The organism is Geodermatophilus poikilotrophus (genome assembly GCF_900111455.1).
In the GTDB taxonomy this organism is placed as follows: Bacteria; Actinomycetota; Actinomycetes; order Mycobacteriales; family Geodermatophilaceae; genus Geodermatophilus; species Geodermatophilus poikilotrophus.
The window spans coordinates 33945-52397 of the sequence record NZ_FOIE01000002.1; the positions used below are offsets into that span (position 1 = coordinate 33945).

At 75.4% G+C, this 18453-nt stretch carries 18 protein-coding genes; 11 read left to right on the plus strand and 7 right to left on the minus strand.

Annotated elements, in window-relative coordinates; translation table 11 throughout:
- The gene (locus BMW27_RS04645; RefSeq protein ID WP_091439972.1) at positions 1–633 is read right to left on the minus strand and encodes a class I SAM-dependent methyltransferase; all 633 of its coding nucleotides are present in this window, start codon (positions 631–633) and stop codon (positions 1–3) included.
- A 68-nt stretch (positions 634–701) separates the two neighbouring features.
- Between BMW27_RS04645 and BMW27_RS04650 the strand changes: the two genes are divergently transcribed.
- Together BMW27_RS04650 and BMW27_RS04655 are read left to right on the plus strand one after the other, a co-directional pair.
- Positions 702–1292: a helix-turn-helix domain-containing protein gene (locus BMW27_RS04650; RefSeq protein WP_091439975.1), complete on the plus strand. Its 591-nt coding sequence runs from the start codon at positions 702–704 to the stop codon at positions 1290–1292.
- A gap of 41 nt (positions 1293–1333) precedes the next feature.
- On the plus strand, positions 1334–2308 hold the full coding sequence (locus BMW27_RS04655; RefSeq protein WP_091439978.1) for a methyltransferase: 975 nt from the start codon (positions 1334–1336) through the stop codon (positions 2306–2308).
- Between the two features lie 35 nt (positions 2309–2343).
- Here BMW27_RS04655 and BMW27_RS04660 read toward each other — a convergent pair whose 3' ends face one another.
- Genes BMW27_RS04660 through BMW27_RS04670 form a run of 3 tightly spaced genes read right to left on the minus strand, consistent with a single transcriptional unit; the run spans position 2344 to position 7936 of the window.
- On the minus strand, positions 2344–2766 hold the full coding sequence (locus tag BMW27_RS04660; protein WP_091439981.1) for a Rieske (2Fe-2S) protein: 423 nt from the start codon (positions 2764–2766) through the stop codon (positions 2344–2346).
- Complete coding sequence (nirB, locus tag BMW27_RS04665; protein ID WP_091439982.1) at positions 2763–5288, minus strand: nitrite reductase large subunit NirB; 2526 nt, start codon at positions 5286–5288, stop codon at positions 2763–2765. Before nirB ends, BMW27_RS04660 begins: the two co-directional genes overlap by 4 nt.
- Complete coding sequence (locus tag BMW27_RS04670) at positions 5288–7936, minus strand: molybdopterin oxidoreductase family protein (RefSeq protein ID WP_091439986.1); 2649 nt, start codon at positions 7934–7936, stop codon at positions 5288–5290. The genes nirB and BMW27_RS04670 overlap by 1 nt, the downstream gene beginning before the upstream one ends.
- A gap of 115 nt (positions 7937–8051) precedes the next feature.
- Between BMW27_RS04670 and BMW27_RS04675 the strand changes: the two genes are divergently transcribed.
- The 7 genes from BMW27_RS04675 (at position 8052) to BMW27_RS04705 (ending at position 12496) form a co-directional block, all read left to right on the plus strand.
- Positions 8052–8690 carry a GNAT family N-acetyltransferase gene (locus BMW27_RS04675; RefSeq protein WP_245743307.1) on the plus strand — a complete coding sequence of 213 codons (639 nt, stop codon included), beginning with the start codon at positions 8052–8054 and terminating at the stop codon, positions 8688–8690.
- A gap of 92 nt (positions 8691–8782) precedes the next feature.
- Entirely contained in the window at positions 8783–9316 is a 534-nt protein-coding gene (locus BMW27_RS04680; protein ID WP_091439989.1) for a TetR/AcrR family transcriptional regulator, read from the plus strand.
- The gene (locus BMW27_RS04685; RefSeq protein ID WP_091439993.1) at positions 9313–9912 is read left to right on the plus strand and encodes a TIGR03086 family metal-binding protein; all 600 of its coding nucleotides are present in this window, start codon (positions 9313–9315) and stop codon (positions 9910–9912) included. Before BMW27_RS04680 ends, BMW27_RS04685 begins: the two co-directional genes overlap by 4 nt.
- Before the next feature lie 283 nt (positions 9913–10195).
- The gene (locus BMW27_RS04690) at positions 10196–10405 is read left to right on the plus strand and encodes a DUF4287 domain-containing protein (RefSeq protein WP_091439996.1); all 210 of its coding nucleotides are present in this window, start codon (positions 10196–10198) and stop codon (positions 10403–10405) included.
- Positions 10406–10501: 96 nt separating this feature from the next.
- Complete coding sequence (locus tag BMW27_RS04695; protein WP_091439999.1) at positions 10502–10774, plus strand: hypothetical protein; 273 nt, start codon at positions 10502–10504, stop codon at positions 10772–10774.
- 143 nt (positions 10775–10917) lie between these two features.
- On the plus strand, positions 10918–11268 hold the full coding sequence (locus BMW27_RS04700) for a YciI family protein (RefSeq protein ID WP_091440001.1): 351 nt from the start codon (positions 10918–10920) through the stop codon (positions 11266–11268).
- 28 nt (positions 11269–11296) lie between these two features.
- Entirely contained in the window at positions 11297–12496 is a 1200-nt protein-coding gene (locus BMW27_RS04705; protein WP_245743308.1) for an RNA polymerase sigma factor, read from the plus strand.
- A gap of 89 nt (positions 12497–12585) precedes the next feature.
- On the opposite strand, the gene arfB is transcribed toward BMW27_RS04705, so the two are convergent.
- Complete coding sequence (gene arfB / locus BMW27_RS04710; protein ID WP_091441386.1) at positions 12586–13026, minus strand: alternative ribosome rescue aminoacyl-tRNA hydrolase ArfB; 441 nt, start codon at positions 13024–13026, stop codon at positions 12586–12588.
- Between the two features lie 301 nt (positions 13027–13327).
- Positions 13328–13825 (minus strand): membrane protein insertion efficiency factor YidD, encoded by a 498-nt coding sequence (gene yidD, locus BMW27_RS23855; protein WP_245743309.1) that lies wholly within the window; start codon positions 13823–13825, stop codon positions 13328–13330.
- Between the two features lie 63 nt (positions 13826–13888).
- On the opposite strand from yidD, the gene mmuM reads away from it, so the two are divergent.
- Positions 13889–14791: a homocysteine S-methyltransferase gene (gene mmuM / locus BMW27_RS04725; RefSeq protein WP_091440007.1), complete on the plus strand. Its 903-nt coding sequence runs from the start codon at positions 13889–13891 to the stop codon at positions 14789–14791.
- Positions 14792–14884: 93 nt separating this feature from the next.
- Here the strand turns inward: mmuM and BMW27_RS04730 are convergent, their stop codons facing one another.
- Positions 14885–15742 (minus strand): glucose 1-dehydrogenase, encoded by an 858-nt coding sequence (locus tag BMW27_RS04730; RefSeq protein WP_175486369.1) that lies wholly within the window; start codon positions 15740–15742, stop codon positions 14885–14887.
- Positions 15743–15896: 154 nt separating this feature from the next.
- Between BMW27_RS04730 and BMW27_RS04735 the strand changes: the two genes are divergently transcribed.
- Positions 15897–18443, plus strand: a complete 2547-nt coding sequence (locus BMW27_RS04735) for a DEAD/DEAH box helicase (RefSeq protein WP_091440012.1) — start codon at positions 15897–15899, stop codon at positions 18441–18443.
- Positions 18444–18453 lie beyond the last annotated feature (10 nt).

The window sequence follows — 18453 nt, forward strand, 5'->3', positions numbered from 1 at the left end:
TCAGGCGCGGCGGCGGGCCCGCAGCACGGTGTCGGCGACCGGCAGCTCGCGCCCGGCCGGGCCGCTCGCCGTCCGCGGGCGGTCCTCGCAGACGACGACGTGCCAGGCGTCCGGGTCGAGCGTCGCGGCGACCTGCTGCGCCGTGAAGAACATCTCCGGCCTGCCCGCGTGCACCTCGCTGGGCCGGTGCCCGACGACGAGCAGGCTGCCGCCCGGCGCGACGGCGGCGGCCAGCCGGGCGACGACCGGGTCGCGGTCGTCCCCCGGCAGGTGCAGGTACTGCGCCGAGACCAGGTCGAAGGCGTCCTCCGGCGGCGCCCAGCGGGTCAGGTCGGCGTGCACCCAGTCGACCGCGATCCCCAGCCGCCCGGCCTCCGCGGCGGCGCGGTCCAGCGCGACGGTGGAGAAGTCGACGGCGGTGACCCGCCAGCCGCGGCCGGCCAGCCACAGCGCGTCGCCGCCCTCCCCGCTGCCGGCGTCCAGCGCCCGGCCGGGCGACAGGCCCGCGGCCTCGGCCACCAGCTGCGGGTTGGCCCGGCCGCTCCACAGTGCGGGCGCGATGCGGTAGCGCTCCTCCCACGAGGCCTCGTCGAACCCGAGCTCGGCGTGCTGGCGGTGTGCTGCGTCGTCCATGCGCGGCACCCTCCCCCGAGGAGCGCCGACTTGACAAAGGTCGTTGCCGGACCGGCAAATGGGTCCCCATGGCCGACGACGAGACGACCGACGCCGTGCTCACCGCCGTCGGGCCGCGGCTGCGGGAACTGCGGGTCGGGCGCGGGCGCACGCTGGCCCAGCTGTCGGAGGAGACCGGCATCTCGGTGAGCACGCTGTCCCGGCTGGAGTCCGGGCAGCGGCGGCCGACCCTGGAGCTGCTGCTGCCGCTGGCCCGCAGCCACCAGGTGCCGCTCGACGAGCTGGTCGGCGCGCCCGAGACCGGCGACCCGCGGGTGCACCTGCGGCCGCGCTCCGCCGCGAGGGGCATGACCGTCGTCCCGCTCACCCGGCGTCCGGGCGGCATCCAGGCGTTCAAGATGGTCTACGCGCCGCGCACCCCCGCGGGGGAGCCGGAGCTGAAGACCCACGAGGGCTACGACTGGGTGTACGTGCTCTCCGGGCGGCTGCAGCTGCTGCTCGGCGAGCACGACGTCGTCCTCGGCCCCGGGGAGGTCGCGGAGTTCGACACCCGCACCCCGCACTGGATCGGCAACCCGTACGGCGAGCCGGCCGAGGTGCTCGCGCTGTTCGGCCCGCAGGGCGAGCGGATGCACGTGCGCGCCCGCCCCCGCCGCTGAGCGCGTTGTCCACCCGATGAGGTCGGTGCCACCATGCCGTCGTGTTCGGCTCCGCAGCCGACCGGCTGGCCCGGCTCGCCGACGGCTACCTGGTCACCCAACTGCTGCACGTCGCCGTCGCGCTGGGGGTGCCCGACGCCCTGGCCGCCGGTCCGCGCAGCGCCCCCGACCTGGCGCGGGAGCTCGGCGCCGTGCCGGACGCCCTGCTCCGGGTGCTGCGCGGGTTGGCCGCCGAGGAGGTGCTCGACGAGCTGCCCGACGGCCGCTTCGGGCTGAGCCCGGTCGGCGAGCTGCTGCGGTCCGGGGTGCCGGGCTCGCTCCGGGGCACGGTCGCCGCCCGCGGCGGGCTCTACTACCGGCCGGCCGCCGGGCTCCTCGCCGCCGTCCGGGACGGCGGGACGCCGTTCGAGCTCGCCGAGGGGCGGCCCTTCTTCGACGCGCTCGCGGCCGACCCCGCGCGGCTGGCGGCGTTCCGCGCGTCGATGGCCGACCGCTCCGCACGGGAGGCCGGTGCGGTGGTGGCCGCCTACGACGTGTCCGGGCTCGCGTCGGTGGTCGACGTGGGCGGGGGGCCCGGCGTGCTGCTCCGGGCGGTCCGGGAGCGGGCGCCGTCCGCCGACGTGCTGCTGCTCGACCGGCCGGAGGTCGTCGCCGGCTCCGACCTGCCCGCGGTCGGCGGGGACTTCTTCGAGCAGGTGCCGGCCGGCGCGGACGCCTACCTGCTGTCCCGCGTCCTGCACGACTGGGACGACGAGGCCGCCCGGCGGGTGCTGCGCACCTGCCGGGCGGCGATGCGGCCGGACTCGGTGCTGCTGGTGGTGGAGGCGGTGCTGCCGGAGCGCGCCGCCGACGACCCGGCCGCGGTGCGGATGGACCTGCACGTGCTGGTGCTGCTGTCCGGCCGCGAGCGCACGGCCGGGGAGTACGCCGCCCTGTGCGGGGCAGCCGGGCTGCGGCTCAGCCGCGACGTCCCGACCGACGCCGGGGTGCACGTGCTCGAGGTGCGCCCGGCGTAGGCCGCCGTGCCTGTCGACTCCCCTGGAGGGGCGGCCTAGACCTCGACGACGATCTCGCCGCCGGACTCGTGCACCGGGTAGACGCGGATCGGCGCGGCTCCGGACGTCGAGGCGCCGTCGCGCCACCGGTAGGCGAAGAGGTGCAGCGGGCAGACGAGCACGTCGACGTCGGTCTGCCCGTCGGCCAGCGGGCCCCCGGCGTGCGGGCAGGCGGCCTGGGTGGCGTGCAGCGAGCCGTCGCGCAGCCGGAAGACGGCGACCTGCACGCCCCCGGCCACGAACGCTCGGCCCTCCCCCGGCGGCACCTCGTCGACCCGGCCGACGGCGTGCGCCTCGCCCCGGACCGGGGCTGCCTGGCCCGGGACGGCGACCCCCGTGGCCGGCGTGCCCCGATCGGTGCCCGGGGTGGTGGGCCGGGCGGCCTCGGCGACGTGCTCGAGCTGCGTCGCGGTGCTCATCGGACCGGCACCTTCGGCAGCGCGACCAGCGGCAGCGAGGTGCGGAACTGGCCGGGAGTGGCCGGCTCCTTGCCGTCCTGGCCCCACGGGTCGGTGTAGGCGTCGACCGACTTCTGCATGTTCGCGTCCAGCTGCGCCACGATCCCCTCGCTGTCCTCGAGCAGCACCGACCGGATCCGCTCCAGGCCGACCCGCGGCACGAAGTCGTAGGTGCGCTCCAGCCAGTTGGCGTTCTCCCGGTAGTACTGCAGGAACCGGCCGGTGAGCCGGAGCACCTCCTGCGGCGAGTCGACGGTGGCCAGCAGGTCGCCCTTGCGGACGGTGGCCCCGGCGGCGCCGCCGACGTAGACCTCCCACTTGCCGTTGCCGACGGCCACGACACCGACGTCCTTGACGTAGGCCTCGGCGCAGTTGCGGGGGCAGCCGACGACGGCGAGCTTCATCTTCGCCGGGCTCTCGATGCCCTGGAACCGCGTCTCCAGGTCGATGCCGAGCTGGGTGGAGTCGCCGAGGCCGAACCGGCAGAAGTCGCTGCCCACGCACGTCTTCACGGTGCGGAAGCTCTTGCCGTAGGCGTACCCCGAGGGCATGCCCAGGTCGTCCCACACCGCCGGCAGGTCCTCCTTGCGGACGCCCAGCAGGTCGATCCGCTGCCCGCCGGTCACCTTGACCATCGGGACCTCGTACTTCTCGGCGACCTCGGCGATCCGGCGCAGCTGCGCGGGGGTGGTCACCCCGCCCTTCATCTGCGGGACGACGGAGAAGGTGCCGTCGCGCTGGATGTTGGCGTGCACCCGGTCGTTGATGAACTCGCCGTCCTTCTCGGGGACGAAGTCCACGCCCCACACCATCTTCAGCAGCGAGGTCAGGCCCATCTTCGACTTCGCGTCGTCCTGCCCGCCGGGGGCGAGCGCGGCGAAGACGGCCGAGACGCTGCGCAGGTCCCGCTCGCGGATGGCGGCGACGAGTTCGGGCTTGGCCAGCGGGATGCCGGGCACGTAGTAGGAGGCGGCCGGGTCCTCGGTGAGCTCGCCGTCGGCGGCCCACTCGACGATCTGCTTCACCAGGCTCTTGCAGGAGCCGCAGCCCTTGCCGGCGCGGGTGGCGTCCATGACCGCGCCGACGCTGCCGCACCCGCCGGCGACGGCACCGCAGATGTCGCCCTTCGAGACGCCGTTGCAGTTGCAGACCTGCGAGTCGGCCGGCATCTCGGCGACGCCGACCTCCTCGGCGCCGTCGGACAGGTCGACCAGCAGCCGGATCCGCTCCTCCGGCAGCGGCGCGCCGCGGTCGAAGGCCTGGGTCAGGTAGGCGACCTTGCGGGTGTCGCCGAGCAGTGTGGCGCCGACCAGCACGTCGTCGCGGATCACCACCGACAGGTGCACCCCGCGCTTGGGCTCGGAGATGACGAGGAACTCGTCGTCGTCGCGCTCCGGGGTGTTGACCCCCATGGTGGCGACGTCGACGCCGGCGACCTTCAGCTTGGTCGCCGTCCGGCTGCCGTGGTACTCGGCGTCCGGGTCGGCGCCGGTGAGGACGTCGGCGAGCACGCGAGCGTGCTCCCAGGCCGGCTGCACGAGGCCGTAGACCGAGCCGCGGTGCTGGGCGCACTCGCCGATGGCGTAGACGTCAGGGTCGTCGGTCCGCAGCTGGTCGTCGACGACGATGCCGCGCTCGACCTCCAGGCCCGAGAGGACGGCGACGTCGGTGTGCGGCCGGACGCCGGCGGCGACGACGAGCAGGTCGCAGTCCAGCCGCCGGCCGTCCTTGAGGACGACGCCCTCGACGTGCTCGGTGCCGAGCACCTCGGTGGCCAGGACGTCGAGGTGGACGCCGATCCCCAGCGACTCGACGCTCTTCTTGAGGATGGCACCGGCCTCCGCGTCGAGCTGGGCGTTCATCAGGTAGGGCATGGCGTGCACCAGCTCCACCTGCAGCCCGTGGCCCTGCAGCGCGCGGGCGGCCTCGAGCCCGAGCAGCCCGCCGCCCATGACGACGGCCCTCCGGCAGCGGCCGGTGGCCTCCAGCAGAGCGCGGGTCTCGTCGATGGTGCGGAACCCGAAGACGCCGGGCAGCAGGGCGCCGTCCTCCCGCCGGACCCCGGTCATCGGCGGGATGAACGAGTAGCTGCCGGTGGCCAGCACCAGGTGGTCGTACGGGACGACGCTCCCGTCGTCGGCGTGCACCTGCTTGGCCGCGGTGTCGATCCGCGTCGCCCGGACGCCGGCCCGCAGCAGCACGCCGTTGTCGGCGTACCAGTCGTGGCTGTTGAGGACGATGTCGTCCTCGTGCGACTCCCCCGCCAGCACCGGCGAGAGCATGATCCGGTTGTAGTTGCCGTGCGGCTCGTCGCCGAGGACGGTGATCCGGAACTGCTCGGCCCCGCCGCGCTCGAGCACCTCCTCGACCAGGCGGGCGCCGGCCATGCCGTTGCCCACGACGACCAGCCGGGCGCGGAGATCGAGCTCGTCGTCGAGGTGGAGGGACGTCAGGCCGGTCGGCCGGCCACCGAGCACGGTCATCAGACCTCCACCAGCCCGAGGTCGACCACCAGCTCGCCGGTCACGCCGATGGGCGCGGCCGCCTGCAGCTCGACGACCGTGCCGCCGGGCAGGTCCTCGACGACCCGCAGCGGGACGTGCACGTCGCCCTTGGCCCCGATCGGGAACCAGCGCACGGGCACCCCGTCGCGGACCAGCAGCACGTACACCAGGTGCTCGGTGGAGTTGCCCCCGCGGAAGTACAGGGCCTGCGCGGCGGCGCCGCCGGGCACCGTGTAGCGCAGGGCCGGGTCGATCGGGCCCGGTTTGTCCAGGCCCTCCCCGGTGATCGGGTACACGCCTTGCAGGAAGCGGGGTGTGCTCTTCACGCGGGGGGTCCTCCTCGGGAACGGGCGGTGCGGGGTCTCGGCGGGCGGGTGGGGACGGCCGGCGGGGGGACGGGGGCTGCGTGCCGGCGGCAGCGGGGTGCGCGCCGCGGGCGCCGCGTGCGGCCGCGGCTGCGGCTGGCCGGCGGCGTCGGGGGCGGGCAGCCGCTCGACCGGGCCGGCGACGCGGGTGACGGCGACCGCGCAGACCTTGAAGGCCGGCATCCCCGACGTGGGGTCCAGCGCCGGGTCGGTCAGCGCGTTGGCCGACGACCCGCCACCCCAGTGGAAGGGGGCGAAGACGACGTCGGGGCGGATGTCGTCGGACAGCTGCGCCGAGAAGCGGGCGCGGCCGCGGCGGGTGGCCAGCTCCACGACGTCGTCCGGGCCGATGCCCAGGCGCCGGGCCAGGTCGGGGTGCAGCTCGGCGCGCGGCAGCGGGGCCACCAGCTGCAGGCTCCGCGAGCGGCGGGTCTGGGTTCCCGACTGGTACTGCGCCAGCACGCGGCCGGTGGTGAGCACGTACGGGTACTCCGCGTCCGGCCGCTCGTGCGCCTCCACGTGCTCGACCCGGAGGAACCGGGCCCGCCCGTCGGGGGTGGCGAAGCGCTCGGTGAACAGCCGCGGGGTGCCGGGGTGGTCCGGCGCGGGGCAGGGCCAGAACACGCCCTGCTCCTCGTCGATGCGCCGGTAGCTGATGCCGGCGTAGTCGGCCGCTCCCCCGGCGCTGGCCCGGCCGAGCTCGGCGAAGACGGTCTCCGGGTCGCCGGAGAACAGGTGCCCGGCGCCGAGCCGGTCGGCCAGCTCGGCGAGCAGCTGCAGGTCGTCGCGGACGCCGTCGGGCGGGTCCAGCGCGCGCCTGCGGCGGATCACCCGGCCCTCGACGTTGGTCATCGTGCCGTCCTCCTCGGCCCACATGGCGCTGGGCAGGACGACGTCGGCGAGCTCGGCGGTCTCGGAGAGGAAGAAGTCACTGACCGCGAGGAAGTCCAGGTCGGCCAGCCGGCTCATCACCCGGCGGGCGTCGGGGGCGGAGACCGCGACGTTGGAGGCGAGCACCAGCAGCGTGCGCACACCGCCGTCGGTGCCGAGCGCGTCGAGCAGCTTGAAGGCGCTCTTCCCCGGCATCGGCAGGTCGTCGGGGTCGACGCCCCAGACGGCGGCGACGTGGGCGCGGGCCGCGGGGTCGGCGAGGCTGCGGTAGCCCGGCAGCTGGTCGGCCTTCTGTCCGTGCTCGCGCCCGCCCTGCCCGTTGCCCTGGCCGGTGACGGTGGCCCAGCCGCTGCCCTCCCGGCCGGGCAGGCCGAGGGCCAGCGCCAGGTTGATCCACGCCTGCGCGGTGTCGGTGCCGCTGCGGTGCTGCTCGGCGCCGCGCGCGGTCAGCACGATGCCCCGCTCGGCCCGGGCCAGGGCGAAGACGGTGCGGCGCTGGTCGGCGACGGGGACGCCGGTGAGCCGCTCCACCCGGTCGGGCCAGTAGGCCCCGACCCCCTCCCGCACCTGCTCGAAGCCGGTGGTGCGAGCCGCGACGTAGTCCTCGTCCACGAGGCCCTCGGCGATCGCGGTGTGCAGCAGCCCGTTGGCCAGCGCCAGGTCGGTGCCCGGCAGCGGCTGCAGGTGCAGGGCGGCGTTGCGGGCGGTCGCCGTCCGGCGGGGGTCGACGACGACGTGCTGCGCGCCGCGGGCGCGGCCCTCGTCGAACCACTGCATCGCCGGCGGCATGGTGTCGGCCGGGTTGGACCCGACCAGGACGACGACGTCGGCCGCGGCGATGTCCGAGAGCGGGAACGGCATGCCGCGGTCGAGACCGAAGGCGCGGTTGGCCGCGCCGGCCGCCGAGGACATGCAGAAGCGGCCGTTGTAGTCGATGGCGCTGGTCCGCAGGGCGACCCGGGCGAACTTGCCGAACTGGTAGGCCTGCTCGTTGGTCAGCCCGCCGCCGCCGAAGCAGCCGACGGCGTCGGGGCCGTGCTCGGCCCGGGTGCGGTCGATCGCGGCGACGACCCGGTCCAGCGCCTCCTCCCAGGTGGACTCGACCAGCGGGCTGGTGCGGTCGCCGGGGACCGCGCGGACCAGCGGGCGGGTCAGCCGCTCGGGGTGGTCGAGCAGCTCCGGGGCCGACCAGCCCTTGGAGCACAGGCCGCCGCGGTTGGTCGGGAAGTCGGCCGGCTGCAGCGTCGCCGGACGGTCGCCGGCGGTCATCGTGACGCCGCACTGCAGCGAGCAGTACGGGCAGTGGGTCTGCGTCGTCCGGGTGCGCGGGCCGGGCCCGGCGAGCACTCCGGGCAGGGCGGTCGCGGTCACGCCGACGAGGTTCCGGGCCCGCGGTTTCCCGGCGACGGCATCGGCGTCAACCCTGCGTTCCGGAGACCTCACGCCGTCCCGGCGGCGGTTGTTAGGCCGCGCCTACGCTGGCCGGGTGGCCGACCGCGTGATCACCGTGCACGTCGGCGCCCCGTCGGTCCGCCCCGCCGAGCAGCGCGACGTGCCCCGGATCGCCGCCACCCTGACCCTCGCGCTGTCCACCTCGCGCTGGGCCCGCTGGGCGTTGCCGGACGACGGCCGGTTCCAGCGGCTGACCCGCCTCGCCGAACTCGACGCCGGCCACCGAGCGGTCTCCACCGGCACGGGGTGGGTCACCGAGGACGTCACCGGCGTCGCCACCTGGGAGGCCCCCGAGGGCGCACCGGGCACCCGGCCGGTGCCGGACGACGTCCGAACCGCCCTGGCCACCGAGCTGCCGCACATCAGCGGGTCGCACTGGTCGCGGGTGCGGGACACCCGCGAGCTGGTCGACGCCGCCCGCCCGGCCGGCCCGCACTGGTGGCTGTCCCACCTGGGCACCCGGCCCAGCAGCCGGCGGCGCGGGTACGGCACCGCGCTCGTGCAGCCGGCGCTCACCCACTGCGACACGACCGGCGTGCCGGCCGCCGCAGTCGTCTCGACCTGGGCCGCGGTCCGGTTCCTGCGGCATCTCGGCTTCGAGGTGGACCGGGCGATGGAGAGCGCCGACGGCGCCCTGCCGCTGTGGCTGCTGGTGCGCCCACCGCAGGACTGATCCCTCACGTCAGGGCGTGGGGATCGATCCCCCCTCCGGCGCGCGGTCACGGCGCGCTCGGTGAGCGACGAGCCGCGGCGATCGTGCCACCGATGAGTGCGGCGAGGGACAGGCCGGCGCGGGCGACCGTGCGCCAGCGGGCCGGTGTCAGCAACGGCACCTTGTTCCACCACTTCCCCAGCCGCGACGACCTGGCCGGCGCCGTGATCGCCGCGGCGATGAGGGCACATCAGGCCGAGCTGGTGACCGAGCTGCACGCCGCGACCGCCAGCCGCGACGCGGTCGCCGCGGTGGTGCAGCGACACCTGCGGTGGGTCGCCGACAATCGACGACTGGCACGACTGCTGCTCTCGGCCGCCCCGCAGACGCTGCGCGTCGGGCTGCCTGCGCCTGCCTTGAGCGCCAACCGTGAGTTCTTCACCCAGATCGCCGGCTGGCTCACCGCCCGGGGTTGGACCGGATCGCCACCGCTGACCGTCGTGGCCTCCTTGTGGCTCGGTCCTGCCCAGTACTACGCCCGCGGCTGGCTGGCCGATCCCGACGACTCCCTGCACACCGTGGCCGCCGACCTGGCCGCCGGCGCCTGGCACGCCCTCGCCCCACTGCTCCACCCGGAGGACACGTGACCGCACCACGGGAGCTCTACCTGCGCGCTCTCGACCGCCTCAGCACCGTGGTCGACGCCGTCCCCGCCGACTGCTGGGACGTCCCCACGCCCTGCCCCGACTGGTCGGCCCGGCAGCTGCTCGGGCACCTCGTCGACGGGCAGCACCAGGTCCTGGCCATGGCCACCGGTGTCGGCTCCCGGCCGCCGGTCACCGACTCAGCAGCGCTCGGAGCCCTCGGCGGCCGCGCCCCGGCCGCCACCTGGTCCGAGGTCCGACAGCAGATCACCCGAGCACTCGCCGGGATCGCGCCGAGCACGTCGGTCGCCACCCCCCTGGGGTCGCAGACCGTCGGACAACTCCTCGGCATCGCACTCATCGAGCCCGTCGTCCACGCCTGGGACCTGGCCACCGCCACGGGACAGGCAGCCGACCTCGATCCCGACGCTGTCCGCGCACTGCTCCCCGGCGTCCTGGCCCTCGGCGACCGACTCCAGGCCACCGGTATGTACCGAGCCGCCGTCCGCGTGCCCGGCCAGGCGCCACCACAGGATCAGCTGCTCGCTGCGGTCGGGCGGAACCCGAACCCGTCCTCGACCCACGACCCGGCCACGTGAACGACCGCGGGTCCGAGGGCAACCGGCTACGGGGTGGACGAGGGTCGTCGGCGGAGCTCGGTGGTGCCCGCGGGGATCCCGCGGGGCACGGCGGCCCCCCTGGCCCGAGGGCCGACGTCGCGACGATGCGCACGGGTGCCGACGCGTTCGCCGTCCACCTCTCCCACGGTCGGCGCCGCACCCTGGCCGGGCAGGCCCACGAGGCCGACACTGCAGCGGTCAGCGCCGCCCTGATCAGCCACCCACCGCCTGACCCGGACGGCCGCGTCGACCGGAGGCCCCGATGTCCGAGCCTGTCAAGGGAAGTGCCTACTTCCCGTCCATCGAGAAGAAGTACGGCAAGCCGATCAGCCACTGGCAGCAGCTGCTGCGCGAGTACCGCGCCGAGCACCCCGATGCCCGGCACATGCAGCAGGTCGCCTGGCTCAAGAGCCAGCACGGTCTGGGCCACGGTCACGCCAACGCCATCGTCGCCGCCACCCCCGCCGACTGACCCTCGTCCTCTCGCCCGCACCGACCCTGCCCCGGCCGGGGCACGTGATCGGCGCCACGCCGGCCCGCGGTTCCCGCTCGTGCCGGACGGGTCGACGTGGGCGGGTTGGGCCCCGCCGACCCGGCGCTCGGCCTCGTCGCCGCCTGGCACGTGTTCGACGTGGGCCCACGCCAGGCCCTGCAGACCGACCTGGGCAGCGGCGACGTCGAGTGGGCGCGCGGTGCGGCCTGGGCCCTCCAGCAGGCCCTCGGCGTGGGCTGGTACCACCTCGACAGCAACCCGGCGATGAGCCCGATGGGCCTGCGGACCCTCGAGCGGCTGTCCGCACACCCGCCGGCGGTGCCGTGCGACCTGCCGCGCCTCGGCTGACCACGGCGGCTGCCGCACCCGGACCGGGTGACGTCAGGATGCGCGGCGGCAGTTCCGCCCGACCTGTCGATGCGACGCGAGCTCGTTCGTACAGGGGGTGAGCGGCCGGTACCGTGCCGGCCGCCGGACCCGAGGAGGTCCCCATGCCGCAGTACCTGCTCAGCCTGATCCAGCCCGACGGCCCGGTGCCCCCGCCCGAGGTGCTCGAGCCGATCATGCGCGACGTGGCCGCGGTGACCGAGCGGATGCACGCCGCCGGCGCCTGGGTCTTCTCCGCCGGCCTGCACCCGGCGGAGACCGCGACCGTGGTGCGGCCCGCGGGCGAGGACTTCCTGGTCACCGATGGCCCCTACGCGGAGGCCAAGGAGCACGTCGGCGGCTTCACGGTCGTCGAGGCCGAGGACCTCGACGCCGCGCTGGCCTGGGGCCGCGAGGTCGCCCGGGCGACGACCCTGCCGGTGGAGGTCCGGCCGGTCGCGAGCCCGGGCGTCTGACGCGGTGCCCGACGTCCGCACTCCCGACGTGGAGGCGGTCTTCCGCGAGTCCTACGGGCGCGCGGTCGCCGTCCTCACCCGCCTCCTCGGCGACATCGACGCCGCCGAGGAGGCGGTGCAGGACGCCTTCCTCACCGCCGTGCAGCGGTGGCCGGTCGACGGCGTGCCGCCCAGCCCGGCCGGGTGGATCGTCACCACCGCCCGCAACCGGGCCATCGACCGGCTGCGCCGCGAGTCGACCCGCATCGACCGGTACCGCGCGGCGGCCCTGCTCGCCGAGCCCGGACCCCCGCCCGAGGAGGGCGCCGTGCGCGACGACCGGCTGCGCATGCTGTTCACCTGCTGCCACCCCGCCCTGGCGCCGGCGACCCGTGTGGCGCTGACGCTGCGGCTGGTCGGCGGCCTGTCGACCGCGGAGATCGCGCACGCCTTCCTGGTGCCCGAGGCGACGATGGCCCAGCGCCTGGTGCGGGCCAAGACCAAGATCCGCGACGCCCGCATCCCCTACCGGGTGCCGACCGAGGCCGATCTGCCCGACCGGCTGGCCGGCGTCCTGGCGGTCGTCTACCTCGTCTACACGGCGGGGCACACGGCGTCAGCCGGGGACCGCCTGGTGCGCACCGACCTGTGCGCGGAGGCGGTCCGGCTGGCCCGCGAGCTGGCCGGGCTGATGCCCGACGAGCCCGAGGTGCTCGGCCTGCTGGCGCTCGTCCTGCTGAGCGAGTCGCGCCGCGCGGCCCGGGTCGCGCCGGACGGGTCGCTGGTGCCGCTGCGCGAGCAGGACCGCACGCGGTGGGACGCCGACCTGGTCGCCGAGGGGCAGGAACTGGTGCGGCACTGCCTGCGGCGCGGCACACCGGGGCCCTACCAGGTGCAGGCGGCGATCCAGGCGGTGCACAGCGACGCCCCGACCGCCGCGGACACCGACTGGCGCCAGGTGCTGGCCCTCTACGACCACCTGCTGGCGCTCAACCCGAGCCCGGTGGTGGCGCTCAACCGGGCGGTCGCGGTGGCCGAGGTCGACGGCCCCGCGGTGGCGCTGGCGCTGGTCGACGCGCTCGACCTGCCGCGCTCGCACCTGCTGCCCGCCGTCCGGGCGGACCTGCTGCGCCGGCTGGGCCGCGACACGGAGGCGGCGGAGGCCTACGACGACGCGCTCGCGCTGGCCGGGAACGCCCGCGAGCGGGCCTTCCTGGAGCGCCGGCGGGCCGAGGTGGCGGGCGGCTGAACCCGACCCCGGGGCGACGGGTGTCCTCCGGGACGCTCGTGCTCTGCCCACACCGTGGGCAGAGCAGAAGCCACGGCGAGGGCACTGCCTCAGTCCCAGGAGCGGCGCTGCTTCTTGAGCTGCCCGCGCTGCTTCTTGGCCTGGATCCGCCGCTCCTGCGACCCGCGCGTGGGCCGGGTGCGCCGGCGGGCCGCGGGCGGTGGGGCGAGCGCCGCGCGCAGGACGGCGGCCAGCCGCTCGCGCGCGGCCTGCCGGTTGCGGAGCTGCTGCCGGTGCTCGCTGGCGGCCACGGTCAGGACGCCGTCCACCAGCCGGCCGGCCAGGCGCTCGACCAGCCGCTGCCGCTGGACGTCGGACAGGCCGGCCAGCTCGAGCGGCGCGACCGACAGCTCCACCCGGGAGTCGGCGGTGTTGACGCCCTGGCCGCCCGGGCCCGACGAGCGGGAGAACCGCCAGCGCAGCGCGGCCGCGGGCACGACGAGCGAGCCGCTGACCGGCAGGTCCGCGGCGGCGTCGTCGGCGACGGGCACGGCCCCCAGTGTGACGACACCGCCGGTTCGCGGCCCCACGCCGGGCACCCTGCGTGCCACGCTGCCGCGCGTGACCACCGGGACACCGACGACCGCGCCCGCCGGACCCGGGCCGTGGTGGCGGCGACCGCGGCGCTGACCTGTGCCGCCGCCGTCCTCGGCGCCCTGGTCGCGAGGCCGTCCCCGGAGCGGACGACCTCGGGCTGGCAGGTGGCCGACGTCCCGGCGTCCACGGCCGGCCCGGTGCTCGGCACGGCCGGGGTGTGCCTCCTGCACTCGAGTCCGCGGCTGGGCCCGGTGCTCAGCCGGCGGCCGGCACCGGGTCCGGGCCACCGGCCGCGCCGGGCCGGCAGCGCACCAGCCGGCGCAGGGTGAGCCAGCTGCCTCGTCCGGCGCCGTGCCGCTCCAGCGCCTGGACGGCGTAGGCCGAGCAGGTCGGCTCGAACCGGCAGCACGGCGGGCGCCGGGGGCTGACCTCGCGCTGGTAGACCCGCACGGCGGCGACCAGCCGCTCCCGCACCCGGGTCCCGCGCCGCCCGGTGCCGGTGGCGTGCACGTGCCGCACCGTCGTCGGCACGAGGAACAGCCCGTCGACGCCGCAGCCGATCGCGTTGGCCAGGCAGCACCCGGTGTTGAGGAACAGCAGGTCGCGCAGGCACGAGCCGTCCCGGTCGTGGCCGCGGCGCGGCCCGTAGCCGTACCCACGCCCGTACCCGTAGCGCGGCCCGTACCTCCGGCCGTACCCCGGTCCGTGCCGGCGCCGCCGCGGGCCCCAGCCGCTGCTCCAGATGAAGACCATGCGCCCGATCCTCGGGGTGGGGGCCGCCCGCCGCAGGACGGGCGGGACGGGCACCATCGGGGCATGCCCGACTTCCCCCTCGCCACCGCGCTGGCCGTCGGGACGGTGGTCCTCGACGGCGGCCTGGCCACCCAGCTGGAGGCGCAGGGGCACGACCTCTCCTCGGCGCTGTGGTCGGCCCGGCTGCTGCACGACGACCCGGAGGCGGTCGTCGCCGCGCACGCCGCCTTCGCCGCATCCGGCGCCCAGGTGGCGACGACGGCCAGCTACCAGGTGTCGGTGGAGGGGCTCGCCGCTGCCGGACTGGACGCGACGGAGGCCCGGCGGCTCGTCGTCCGCTCGGTCCACCTGGCGGAGCAGGGAGCCCCGGAGGCGTGGATCGCCGGGTCCGTCGGGCCCTACGGCGCGGCCCTCGCGGACGGGTCGGAGTACACCGGCGCCTACGCCGACGAGATCGGTGTCGACCGGCTCCGGCGGTGGCACCGGCCGCGGATGGAGTGGCTGGCCGAGGCCGGGGCCGACGTCCTGGCCTGCGAGACGGTGCCCGCCGCCGCGGAGGCCGAGGCGCTGCTGGAGGAGGCCGACATGCTGGGGATGCCGGTCTGGCTGTCGCTCACCACGGTGGTGGACGGCGACGGCATCGTGCGCACCCGGCGTGGTGAGCCGGCCGGGGAGGTGTTCGCGATGGCACGCGAGCTCGACGCCGTGGTGGCCGTGGGCGTCAACTGCACCGACCCGGCCGCGGTCGGCCCGTCGCTGGCGGCGGCCGCGTCGTCGGGCAAGCCGTTGGTCGCCTACCCGAACAGCGGTGAGGGCTGGGACGCCGGCACGCGCCGCTGGACGGGCACGCCGGGGGTGGACGCCGCCCAGGTGTCCGCGTGGCTGGGTGCCGGCGCCCGGCTCGTCGGGGGCTGCTGCCGGGTCGGCCCGGCCGACACCGCCCGGATCGCCGCGATGATCAGGTGAGCTGGTCGTCGAGGGTCCTGGCTCACGACCGGTGGTGAGCCAGGACCGGTGGTGATCAGCTCACCTGGTCATCGACGGCCACGGGGGCCTTCGTCAGAGGATCGGCTTGCCGCCGGTGACCGCGACGCGGGCGCCGGAGACGTAGGACGCCTCGTCGCTGGCCAGCAGCACGTACACCGGGGCCAGCTCGGCCGGCTGGGCGGCCCGTCCCATCGGCACCTGCTGGCCGAAGCTCTCGACCTTCTCCTCCGGCATGGTCGCCGGGATCAGCGGCGTCCACACCGGACCCGGGGCGACGCTGTTGGCCCGGATGCCCTTCTCGGCCAGCATCTGCGCGAGGCTGGCGGTGAAGTTGGCGATGCCGGCCTTGGTCATCGCGTAGGCGATGAGGTTGGGGCTCGGGTTGTCCGAGTTCACCGACGACGAGTTGATGATCGAGGCGCCCGGCTGCATGTGCGGGATCGCGTCCTTGGTGAGCGTGAACATCGCCGTCAGGTTCACCGCCACGGTGTGGTCCCACTCCTCGTCGGAGATCTCCTCGACCGACGGGTGGCTCATCTGGAACGCCGCGTTGTTCACCAGGACGTCGACCCTGCCGAACTCCTCGACGGCCCTGGGGATGATCGTCTTCTGGTGCGCGCGGTCGGCGAGGTCACCGGCGACGAGCACGCACTTCCGGCCGGCCTCCTCGACGTACTTCGCGGTGTCCTTGGCGTCCTCGTGCTCGTTCAGGTACGAGATCAGGACGTCGGCGCCCTCGCGGGCGAAGGCGATCGCGACGGCTCGGCCGATGCCGCTGTCACCGCCGGTGATGACCGCCGCCTTGCCGGTCAGCCGGCCGGAGCCGCGGTAGCTCTCCTCGCCGTGGTCGGGCTTGGGGTCCATCTCCCCCAGCGTGCCGGGGACCTGCTGCTGCTGGGCGGGCTGGGACTCGGGACGGGGCTCGGACACGGTCGTCCTCCTGCGGTCTGCGCGGATCGGCGGGCTGGGCCGGGTGCCTGGTCTCGGCGTCGCGGTCGCCCTACCCCCGCCGTCGGCAGCGGAACCGGCGCGGGTCGGGCCCGTTCCGGGAAGAGGCGGGCCGTCGGGCACGCTGTCCACCACGATGACCGCGACCGCCGCCCCTCCCCTCCTCGACGACCCCGGCGACCTCGCCGCGCTCCGGGCGCGCGGTGCCGACCCCGACGAGCTGTTCAGCACCTTCGCCGCCTGGGCGGAGGGCAACGGCACGACGCTGTACCCGGCGCAGGAGGAGGCGCTGATCGAGCTGGTCAGCGGCGCCAACGTCGTCCTCGCGACGCCGACCGGGTCCGGCAAGTCGCTGGTGGCCACCGGCGCGCAGTACGCCGCGCTGGCCGAAGGCAGGCGCAGCTGGTACACCGCGCCGATCAAGGCCCTGGTCAGCGAGAAGTTCTTCGCGCTGTGCGGCGTCTTCGGCGCGGAGAACGTCGGCATGCTCACCGGCGACGCCGCGGTCAACCGGGACGCCCCGGTCATCGCCTGCACCGCCGAGGTCCTGGCCAACATCGCCCTGCGCGAGGGCGCCGACGCCGACGTCGGCCTCGTGGTGATGGACGAGTTCCACTTCTACGGCGACCCCGACCGCGGCTGGGCCTGGCAGGTGCCGCTGCTCGAGCTGCCGAGGGCGCAGTTCTTGCTGATGAGCGCCACCCTCGGCGACACCGGCTGGCTGCGCGAGGACCTCACCCGCCGCACCGGCCGGCCCACTGCGCTGGTGGCCAACGCCGAGCGCCCGGTGCCCCTGCACCACTACTACGCGACCACGCCGATGCACGAGACGATCCAGGAGCTGCTGGACACCCGGCAGGCGCCGGTCTACGTGGTGCACTTCACCCAGGCCTCGGCGCTGGAGCGCGCGCAGGCGCTGATGAGCGTCAACGTGTGCACCAGGGAGGAGAAGGCCGCGATCGCCGAGATGATCGGCGGCTTCCGGTTCACCACCTCCTTCGGGACGACGCTGTCGCGGCTGGTGCGCCACGGCATCGGCGTCCACCACGCCGGGATGCTGCCCAAGTACCGGCGCCTGGTCGAGCAGCTGGCCCAGGCCGGGCTGCTCAAGGTCATCTGCGGCACCGACACCCTCGGCGTCGGCATCAACGTGCCCATCCGCACCGTCGTGTTCTCCGCGCTCTCCAAGTACGACGGCACCCGCACCCGGCTGCTCAACGCCCGCGAGTTCCACCAGATCGCCGGGCGGGCCGGGCGGGCCGGCTACGACACCGCGGGCACGGTCGTCGTCCAGGCGCCCGAGCACGAGGTGGAGAACCTCCGGCAGTTCGCCAAGGTCTCCGACGACCCCAAGAAGCGCCGCAAGCTGGTGCGCAAGAAGGCACCCGAGGGCATGGTGCCGTGGTCGGAGGGCACCATGCGCCGGCTGGTCGAGGCCGAGCCGGAGCCGCTGACCAGCAACTTCCGGGTGTCGACGGCGATGGTGCTCGACGTCGTCGACCGCCCCGGTGACCCGTTCGCCGCGATGCGCCGGCTGCTCACGGAGAACCACGAGCCGCGCAAGCGGCAGCTGCGGCACATCCGCGAGGCGATCGGCATCGCCCGCTCGCTGCTGCAGGCCGGGGTGCTGGTGCGGCTCGACGAGCCGCAGCCGGACGGGCGGCGCCACGACCTGACCGTCGACCTGCCGCCGGACTTCGCGCTCAACCAGCCGCTGTCGACCTTCGCGCTGGCCGCGATCGACCTGCTCGACCCCGGGTCGGAGACCTACGCCCTGGACGTGGTCAGCGTCATCGAGGCCACCCTCGACGACCCGCGGCAGGTCCTCGCCGCGCAGCTGAACAAGGCCAAGGGCGAGGCGGTGGCCCGGATGAAGGCCGAGGGGATCGAGTACGAGGAGCGCATGGAGCTGCTCGAGGAGATCAGCTACCCGCAGCCGCTGGCCGAGCTGCTCGAGCACGCGCTGGAGGTCTACACCCGCTCGAACCCGTGGGCGGCCGATGCCCACCTGTCGCCGAAGTCCGTCGTCCGCGACGTGTGGGAGAACGCCTACACCTTCCGCGAGCTGGTCAACACCTACGGGCTGACCCGCGCGGAGGGCGCGGTGCTGCGCTACCTCTCCGACGCCTACAAGGCGCTGCGCTCCGGCGTCCCCGCCGCCGCCCGCACCGACGAGGTGACCGACCTGGTCGAGTGGCTCGGCGAGCTGGTCCGCCAGGTCGACTCCTCGCTCCTCGACGAGTGGGAGCAGCTGACCAGCCCGGACCAGCCGCTGGACGCGCCGGTCGCCGTCCCGGTGCGCCCCCGCCCGTTGACCGGCAACGAGCGGGCGTTCACCGCGATGGTCCGCAACCAGCTGTTCCGCCGGGTCGAGCTGTTCGCCCGCCGCCGGTGGTACGACCTCGGCGAGCTCGACCGCGGCTCCGGGTGGGACGCCGACCGGTGGGGCGAGGTGGTGCAGGCCTACTTCGCCGAACACGCCGAGCTCGGCACCGGCGCCGACGCCCGCGGCCCGGCCCTGCTCGTCTGGGACAAGCAGCCCGGCGTCTGGCGGGTCCGGCAGATCCTCGACGACCCGGAGGGCGACCACGACTGGGGCTTCGACGTCGAAGTCGACCTCGAGGCCTCCGACGAGGAGGGCGCCGTCGTCCTGCGCGTGGTCGACGCCGGCCGCAAGGACTGAGGAGCCCCAC

Excerpts from the sequence above, each read along its gene's own strand:
- BMW27_RS04650 (WP_091439975.1), top strand. The coding sequence starts at position 702 with ATGGCCGACGACGAGACGACCGACGCCGTGCTCACCGCCGTCGGGCCG.
- yidD (WP_245743309.1), bottom strand. The coding sequence starts at position 13,825 with ATGGTCTTCATCTGGAGCAGCGGCTGGGGCCCGCGGCGGCGCCGGCAC.
- mmuM (WP_091440007.1), top strand. The coding sequence starts at position 13,889 with ATGCCCGACTTCCCCCTCGCCACCGCGCTGGCCGTCGGGACGGTGGTC.
- BMW27_RS04690 (WP_091439996.1), top strand. The coding sequence starts at position 10,196 with ATGTCCGAGCCTGTCAAGGGAAGTGCCTACTTCCCGTCCATCGAGAAG.
- nirB (WP_091439982.1), bottom strand. The coding sequence starts at position 5,288 with ATGACCGTGCTCGGTGGCCGGCCGACCGGCCTGACGTCCCTCCACCTC.
- BMW27_RS04660 (WP_091439981.1), bottom strand. The coding sequence starts at position 2,766 with ATGAGCACCGCGACGCAGCTCGAGCACGTCGCCGAGGCCGCCCGGCCC.
- BMW27_RS04735 (WP_091440012.1), top strand. The coding sequence starts at position 15,897 with ATGACCGCGACCGCCGCCCCTCCCCTCCTCGACGACCCCGGCGACCTC.
- BMW27_RS04645 (WP_091439972.1), bottom strand. The coding sequence starts at position 633 with ATGGACGACGCAGCACACCGCCAGCACGCCGAGCTCGGGTTCGACGAG.
- BMW27_RS04700 (WP_091440001.1), top strand. The coding sequence starts at position 10,918 with ATGCCGCAGTACCTGCTCAGCCTGATCCAGCCCGACGGCCCGGTGCCC.
- BMW27_RS04680 (WP_091439989.1), top strand. The coding sequence starts at position 8,783 with ATGAGTGCGGCGAGGGACAGGCCGGCGCGGGCGACCGTGCGCCAGCGG.